8 protein-coding genes are annotated in these 8,085 nt (G+C 38.7%); 4 read left to right on the top strand and 4 right to left on the bottom strand.

The window, feature by feature from the left end:
* Positions 1–190 precede the first annotated feature (190 nt).
* Positions 191–1,306, top strand: a complete 1,116-nt coding sequence (locus ACKI5B_RS00680; RefSeq protein ID WP_407425027.1) for a glycosyltransferase family 4 protein — start codon at positions 191–193, stop codon at positions 1,304–1,306.
* 88 nt (positions 1,307–1,394) lie between these two features.
* On the opposite strand, the gene ACKI5B_RS00675 is transcribed toward ACKI5B_RS00680, so the two are convergent.
* From ACKI5B_RS00675 to ACKI5B_RS00665, 3 genes are read right to left on the bottom strand one after another with little or no spacing between them, the layout of a single operon-like run.
* Complete coding sequence (locus tag ACKI5B_RS00675) at positions 1,395–1,943, bottom strand: ATP-binding protein (protein ID WP_407425026.1); 549 nt, start codon at positions 1,941–1,943, stop codon at positions 1,395–1,397.
* 20 nt (positions 1,944–1,963) lie between these two features.
* Positions 1,964–2,302 (bottom strand): anti-sigma factor antagonist, encoded by a 339-nt coding sequence (locus ACKI5B_RS00670; protein ID WP_184658136.1) that lies wholly within the window; start codon positions 2,300–2,302, stop codon positions 1,964–1,966.
* 16 nt (positions 2,303–2,318) lie between these two features.
* Positions 2,319–3,968 carry a GAF domain-containing SpoIIE family protein phosphatase gene (locus tag ACKI5B_RS00665; protein WP_407425025.1) on the bottom strand — a complete coding sequence of 550 codons (1,650 nt, stop codon included), beginning with the start codon at positions 3,966–3,968 and terminating at the stop codon, positions 2,319–2,321.
* Between the two features lie 171 nt (positions 3,969–4,139).
* Between ACKI5B_RS00665 and mnmA the strand changes: the two genes are divergently transcribed.
* A complete protein-coding gene (gene mnmA / locus ACKI5B_RS00660) occupies positions 4,140–5,330 on the top strand; it encodes a tRNA 2-thiouridine(34) synthase MnmA (protein ID WP_407425024.1) in 1,191 nt (396 codons plus the stop codon).
* On the opposite strand, the gene pcnB is transcribed toward mnmA, so the two are convergent.
* A complete protein-coding gene (pcnB, locus tag ACKI5B_RS00655; RefSeq protein WP_407425023.1) occupies positions 5,331–6,410 on the bottom strand; it encodes a polynucleotide adenylyltransferase PcnB in 1,080 nt (359 codons plus the stop codon).
* Between the two features lie 15 nt (positions 6,411–6,425).
* Between pcnB and ACKI5B_RS00650 the strand changes: the two genes are divergently transcribed.
* On the top strand, positions 6,426–7,343 hold the full coding sequence (locus ACKI5B_RS00650; RefSeq protein WP_407425022.1) for a phosphoribosylaminoimidazolesuccinocarboxamide synthase: 918 nt from the start codon (positions 6,426–6,428) through the stop codon (positions 7,341–7,343).
* Positions 7,344–7,481: 138 nt separating this feature from the next.
* Positions 7,482–8,085: sodium/proton-translocating pyrophosphatase (locus ACKI5B_RS00645; RefSeq protein WP_407425021.1), on the top strand; the 604-nt coding region annotated here is incomplete at its 3' end.

Genomic DNA, 8,085 nt, shown 5'->3' with positions numbered 1-8,085 from the left:
CTTTGAAATAAAATGGAAGTGCCTGCTAAAATTTCTGGAATGGCCTGTGACTGTACGGCTGTTGGCTCTGTAATTTGTTTTTCAGAAAGCTTTTGAATATACTTTTCATCAATTTTTAGTGAGTTAAAGTTCATATCTTAATGTAGCAGAAAACAAACTTTCTTGCTATAATTTAAATACTTGAAACACTATGAAAATTGGTATTGACACTTTTGGCTGTGACCATGGAAAGTCCGGAATCGGCTCGTATTTAACTTCTCTTTCTCAGAATTTTAAAAACACAGAAGAGAACCACTTTGAACTGTTTGGAGCAGAAATCGACCGTTATACTTACGGGCAGGAAAGTAATATCAGTTTTGAAAGTGTAATTTTACCTGATACTGTTAAAGCTGAAAAAGCCTGGCATATGTTTATCTGTAATTCTTTTGCAAAAAAACAGAAATATGATGCGCTTTTGTTTCCTGCGTCTTCTTATGCATTGCCTTTTCATTTTTCAGTTCCGTCAGTTGCTGTTGTAAATGATATTGTTTCAGAGCTTTTTGCAACAAAATCTTTTGCAGAACGTACAAGAATCAGACACAGTCTTAAAAAGGTAAATAAAATTATTGCTCCAAGTATTTTTGTAAAAAAAGATTTAAAAAGACTTGGTATTAGTCAGGATAAAATTTCTGTTGTGCACAATGGAATTAATCATTCTGTTTTTTATCCCCGCGAACTTGTCACATCTGAAACTGAAATGATTAAGCCGTTTGCAATCCGGCGACCGTATTTACTGTATGCTTCAACAATGTCTTCACCTTTAAAACGGCATGTAGAATTAATTAAAGCTTTTGAAATATTCAAAAAAAAGACAGCTCTTCCGCACAGACTTGTTTTAGCAGGTGGAGATGGAGAATGTTCTGAAAATATAAAAAAAACTGCCTTAAATTCACCATATGCTTCTGATATATTTATTACAGGTTATTTTCCGCATGAAAGTTTTCCTGCTTTATATGCTGGAAGTGAAGGTTGTCTTTTTCCTTCTGAAATAGAAGGGGTAGGTCTTCCTGTCCTTGAAGCAATGGCAACTGGAATTCCTGTAGCATGTTCTAAATCCGGTGCTTTACAGGAAATTGCCGGTGAGAAAGCCATGTTATTTGACAGTTCAAATATTGATGAAATTGCTCATTCAATCGAAAAAATTGTAACTGATTTGAAATTGCGGAGAAAAATGATTGACGAAGGAATTAACTGGTCTAAAAAATTTGACTGGGAAAATACTGCCACAGAAACACTGGAAGTGCTAAAATCAGTTATAAAAAAATAAACCACAGATTTTACAGGTTAACACAGATTAAAAAATATATAATCTGTGCAATCATCGTAATCTGTGGTTTTAAATACCAGAGCAGAGTTTAATCTTCTACTGCTACACCGAGATGTTTTTTCTGGAATTTTTTAAGCATTGCAACGCCGTTTCGTTTTCCATTATAAACATATCCGCCGTCCCAATATTCAAGAGCAGCAAAAAGAGCGTTTCCACCGTCCTGATCATCAGATTTTTTTGTACGGAATGATACATAATTTGCAAGCTGTTCAAAATCCGAATTATGGAGAGCTTCAAGACGCTTGCGGTTGAATTCATTCCATTTTTCAAGATCTTTAAAGCCTTCGCCTTCATCCTGAACAATAATGTGTGCATGTGAAGGACTGAATGAATACCAGACCTTTACTTTTTTGTTGATATCACAGTTATTACCATGTTTAACAGCATTTTTGATAACTTCTGAAATCTGCTGTTCAAGAAGGTTGATTTCTTTGATTTCGAGAGGTGCTGACTGAACAATTAAGAGTGTAAAATAGCGGATCTGTCGGAAATCTGAAGGAAATTCCTTGTAAAGCATGTTTGTTGTGTCGAACAATGGATCGTTATCGTCTGATCTAAGTTCTTTAATTTGTTCCATTTCTGTACTCTCCTTTTGTTTTATTCATTTACCATGAGCAAGGCTTCCTCAACGCTGTTTGCGATAGGGAAGTAACCCATAAGTTTTGTAAGTTCGATAACTTTCTTTACAGAGCCGTGAATGTTTGAGATGGCTAGTTTGAGATTCATCTTTTTGATTGTTGAACAAATGTAGATAAGTGCACCAATTCCAGACGAGTCGATGTAGTCTACCTGTTCGAGGTTGATGATGAAGCTCTTTACATTTTTCTCAAGCATTTTCATGACGAGTTCCTTTAATTTATAGGAGTTGTAAAGATCCATTTCGCCGTTTACATCTATGATATAAACTTCTCCATTTTTTCTAATTTTCAGTTCCATAAATTAACTCCTTTAGTTACTGAATTTTAAGAATAAGAAGGGTCTGGTCATCGTGCAGCGCCTCAGTACCAATAAACTTCTTTATATCTGTTTTTACAAGATTTGCTATATCTTTACCTGAAGATTTTGCATTTGCTTTGATTATATTGCTAAGTGACGTTAATGAATACTGCTGTCCCTGAGCGTTCAAAGCCTCTACTAATCCATCAGTATAGACTATTATAATATCTCCTTGATTTGCTGTAAACTCTATATCCTTGTAAGTTGTAGTTTTTTCTACACCAATAGGCTCGCAGGTTGCCGAAACTTTTTCGATTGCATTTTTTGCAGCATTATAGCGGATTACAGGAACACTGCCACTTGTTGCAAGCTGTACTTTTCGCTTTGTAGGATCGTAATTGATGAGCGCAACTGACGCAAAGTGGTCGGCATTTGGTTCTGAACAAATACCCCGGTTTGCCCAGCTTAAAATAGTTCCTGCTGTCTGAGTTGTATTTACTATAAGACGGAACATGGCACGAATCATTGTCATGACAAGAAGTGCATTCATTCCTTTACCGGCTACATCCATTACAACAAATGAAGTTCTGTCCGGACGGGCAGGAATAACATCGTAAATATCAGAACAGACGCCAGATGTGTGTTCTGTGTATGTTCCTATATTTAAGCCTGCAAGAGGAGGAAGCTTTTTCGGCAGGAATGAAACCTGAATTTCAGAGGCAATATCAGCTTCTTTTGTAAGCTCCTGTTTATCATTGTATTGCTTGAAGCGGAGTGTAGTTTGAATTGCTGATTCAGCAAATCCGCAGAGTGTCTGTGCCCAGTCATATTCTGCATCAGAAAATGGTTCTGTCCCCGGATTTCTTGAAAGTGCAATAAGACCAACTACGATATCAGTTCCCCGCATTTTAAGAGGAATAAAGATAAGACTTCCAAGTTTTAAGAAATCTTCCGGACCGTTTTCGAAAACTCTGTCGTCAAGTGTTGGAACTGTAAGAAGTTCTGCTTTGCCGGCAGTTGCAACTTCTCCGAAAATATTGTCGCGAAGAGGAAACTGAGCATATTTAAAGCTTGTTGAAACACGTAAAGGTTTGTGCGGTAAATCTTCCGGCAATTTATAAGGAGGTGGAAAATCTCCAGTAAATGATTTGACGGTAATTAAATCTTCGAATTCGTCAACCATTAAGATTGCACCACCGTTTGCCTTCGTAACTTCCACACAGGTTGAATTGATTGCATCAAGTAAAGTCTGGAAACCATCTTTGGTTGAAAAAGAATCTGCAGCAAGTGCTACGAAAGCTTTTCCTTTTTCGACTAATTCGATTTTTTCTGCTGCTATTTCTTCTACAATAACTTCCGGAGCCTGTTCTTCCGGTTCGTCCTGTTCTTCTTCAAGTGCGATTAACTGCTGAGGTTTACCAAATGCGAGCATTACACAATATGGTATAAGAAGCAGTGTTCCTAACAGAATGAGAAGGGCAAATGTCAGCATGCCTGGATGTAATGCTGTATATATGCAGGCAAAAATTAAGACTATAAGAGCAAAATATGAAATAAAACTAACTTTTGCTGTATGACGGATTTTTATGACTGTAATAAGCGCAGCTATGATTAATGCTACAACTGCAGTACAGAATAAAGGAACATAGGAAATTGCGTCTGTCATTTGACTCCCTTAAAACATTATGAATTAATTTTTTAAATAAGCTGCCAGTTTTGCAGTATATTTATATTATCATCGGAATATAAAGCCGTCAAGTTTTAATTTTTTTTTAATGTATTAAAAAAAATGTCTTATATTGTATCTTATATCAACCTTGTGTTATAATAGGCAAATATGAATCGTGAAGTTACAGAATATGATGTATTAAATTTGCCGGAAAAAGGTGATACTGTTGTGGTTGGAATGAGTGGAGGAGTGGATTCTACTCTGACAGCTCTCATGCTTAAAGAAAAGGGATGCCGTGTAATCGGAGTTACAATGTCTCTCTGGGACGGAACTATCCCGGAAATAAAAACCGGAAAAAATGTTAAAGAAGCCTGCTATGGTCCTGGTGAAGAAGAAAATATTGATGAGTGTAAAAGGTTCTGTGCTGAACACGGAATTGAATATCATGTTGTAAAAGTTCAGGATGCCTATAAAGAAAAAGTTCTGGAATATTTTAAATCGGAATACCGTTCCGGGCGCACTCCGAATCCCTGCATCCAGTGTAACCGTCATATAAAATTCGGTGCACTTCTGGACGGAATTGAAAATCTTGGAATTGAATACGATTATTTTTGTACCGGCCATTATGCAAAAATTGTCCGTCCGAAAAATGGAATTTTTGGAACTGACAAAAAACCATGCATGATTGCTACTGCTTCTGATGTTACAAAAGACCAGACTTACTTTTTGAACAGAATTCCAAGCCGTATTCTTGAAAAAGTGCGTTTTCCTCTTGCTTCAATTAAAAAAACAGAAGTTTTTGAACTTGCAAAAAAGGCAAATCTCGAAGCTGCAAACCGCGAAGAAAGTCAGGATTTTGTCGGTGAAGAATATTTTGATCTCCTTTTTGCAGATAAACCTTCTGTTCCTGGTGATATTATTGACCTTGACGGTCATGTTCTCGGAAAGCACAGGGGGATTGAGCATTACACAATCGGCCAGAGGCGCGGACTTGGAGTTGCCGTGAGCTATCCTGTTTACGTTCAGGCAATTGATGCAAAAAACAACGTTGTAGTACTTGCCCCGAATGATGCCTTGAATTCAAGTGCCCTTATTGCAGACGACTTTGTATGGCCTGCAGATGTTGAGCCTTACGATGGATTTGAATGTGATGTAAAAATCCGGCTTGCAAGCCGCCCTGTAAAAGCAAAAATTACGCGCTACGTTCCGGAGAAAGGTGATACCTTTAATTATAAAGGCCAGCCATGGATTGTAACATTCCTTGAACCTCAGAGAGCCGTAGCGCCAGGTCAGAGCGCAGTCTTTTACAAAGATAACGTTCTTCTTGGCGGCGGGATTATTGCTAAAGCGGTAAAGTAATTATTTACGTTTTTTGCCAATTCTTACACCGACTCCAAGCTGAGTCAGTGTATTTTTAATTGCAAATTCAAGTTCTGTGCGCTGGGGATTCATAGGAAGAACAAAATGCCGGCACTGATTCCATGTTTTTGTGTAAAGTTCACCAGCCGCACTCTTTGTTGAAACTTCTTTTTTCCAGTCGGTTAAGGAAGAAATAAAGTCGTATACAATATACGTAAGACGCTTCCCGAGCCGTGAATCCGGATCAGATTTTACCAGTTCATCCAGTTCTTTAAGGTGAAGCATATATTTTTTTTCGTAAGTTTTGTCTGCATACATAAGGGCGCATGCTGAAGGCTGTAAGTACATGAAAATATCTGCTTCCATTGCAGCACTTACGATTTCGAATGAATGCCCGGAATTGATTATTTTGAGCAGTTCTTCGGTAAGGCGGGAAGGAGAAATAGGCGAGAGAAGATGCGCGCTTTTTCTGATTTTGCTTTTAAGTGAGTGCGGAAGACGGCAGCCTGTTGTTGCACTGTATTTTACGGCACGAAGCATACGGACAGGGTCTTCGACAAAAATCCGGTCTAAGGGAATAACCGGGTGAATTACTTTCTTTTTGATGTCTTCAACACCATTTACATAATCGATTACCTGTTCTTTTAAAGGATCGTAGTAAAGTGCGTTGAGGGTAAAATCGCGGCGCTGAACGTCTTCGTCCATAGTGCCGAATGAATTTCCTACAGAACCGTCGCAGATTGAGCGGAATGTTGAGACTTCAAAAATTTTCTGACCAAAAAAGACATGTACGAGACGGAAACGTTTTCCGATTATGCGTGAATTGCGGAAAAGCTTTTTGATTTTTGAAGGAGTTGCTTCTGTTACGATGTCGAAATCCTTCGGCTTTTTTCCAACTATTAAGTCGCGTACAGCTCCGCCTACAATGTAAGCGTCGTAACCGCATTCCCGTAAGTGTCTGATAATGTAAAGTGCATCAGGGTCAACTTGATTTACTGGTATTTTATGTTCTTCTTTTGTATAAATAACGGCCTTTTTGACCGGTTTACCCCGTGCGTCTGATGAATATCGGATTAACACAATGCAGCTATATTAATGTTTTCTCGAGTCTTGTTCAACTTCAAAATTATAAGTAAAATGCTTTCCTATCGAGGTAAAACAATGAAAAAAATTATCAGCGGTAAAGTCCGCGAAGTTTATGATCTGGAAGACGGCCGCATGGTCATCGTAACTACAGACAGAATTTCTGCTTTTGATGTAATTCTTCCTACAATGATTACAGACAAAGGCAAGGTTTTGAATGCACTTTCAAATTTCTGGTTCGATTTAACAAAAGACATTACAAAGAACCATATGATTTCTTCAAACCTTAAGGATATGCCTGCTGAATTCCAGAAACCTGAATACGAAGGCCGTACAATCTTAGTTAAAAAACTCAAGATGATTCCTTACGAAGTAATTGTCCGAGGATATATGTTCGGCTCAATGTACGAAGCATACAAAAAAGGCGAGCCTTTCCTCGGTCACTCATTTACAAAAAAATATGAACAGGCAGAAAAACTTGACGAGCCTATCGTAACTCCTTCAACAAAAGCTGCTGAAGGTCATGACATTAACGTCACTCTGGACTACATGAAAAACGATCTCGGTACAGAACTCGGAACAAAAATCGAGCAGACAGCACTTGCAATTTACAAAAAATGCTACGAGCACGCAGCTAAAAACGGAATCATTATTGCTGACACAAAATTTGAGTTCGGTCTTGATGAAAACGGCGATTTAGTTCTTGCTGACGAAGTTCTTACTCCGGATTCGAGCCGCTTCTGGAATGCTGCAGAATACAAAGTCGGAACAAGCCCTGCAAGCTACGACAAGCAGTTTATCCGTGACTGGCTCAAAGCAAATAACCTCGCAGGTGATTCTTCAATCAAGGAAGTTCCTGCTGATGTTGTTGCAAAAACAAGCGAACTTTACCACGAGTGCGTAAAGAAAATCACAGGTAAAGATTTGTAATATTTATTCATGTCAGTTTTGTCTGTCATGAATGTATAAAGTACGGAAAAATCCATATTTTAATCAAAACTTAGATAAACCGATGTGGTATCATGGTGCAATTTCAAAAAAAGTTCCCTATGGGGAAGGAGAAAAACCATGAACTTCATCGGTTTGTTGCTTTTGGCAGCGCTGGCTGCCCTGGCTTATGCGGCTTTTAACTTTTTCAAGGTTAAAAAGCTCGAAGAAGGAACGGAACAGATGGCAAAAATCGCCTCTGCTATCCGTATTGGTGCCAACACTTTCATCGAATACGAATATAAAGTGCTGGTCTGGGTTGTTCTTGCTGTAGCTGTAATCGTATGGCTCGCATTGGACTGGTATGTTGCAGTTGCCCTTCTGCTCGGCTCTGTTATGAGTGCTTCGGCAGGTTTTATCGGCATGAAGATTGCAACTTATGCAAACGTCCGTGTTACAAACGAAGCTCGCAAAACCGAAAACATCGGTCAGACACTTAAAGTGGCTTTCCGGGGCGGATCGGTTATGGGCTTGTGTGTAGGCGGTTTTGCTTTGCTCGGTCTTGGCATTGTTTTCTGTGTATTCGGCCTTGGTCTTGGCTGGCTTGATTCAACAGAAACTTCTCAGTGCTGGCTTACAAAAATCCAGATTATCAAATTCCCGAACATTCTTTCAGGCTATGCCCTCGGCTGTTCAATGGTTGCTATGTTCAACCGTGTAGGCGGAGGTATTTACACAAAAGCTG

Origin of the sequence: Treponema sp. (genome assembly GCF_045657965.1) — a bacterium.
Classification (GTDB): domain Bacteria; phylum Spirochaetota; class Spirochaetia; order Treponematales; family Treponemataceae; genus Treponema_D.
The sequence above is the reverse complement of the archived record's forward strand: the minus strand, read 5'-3'. Positions and strand labels throughout refer to the sequence as shown.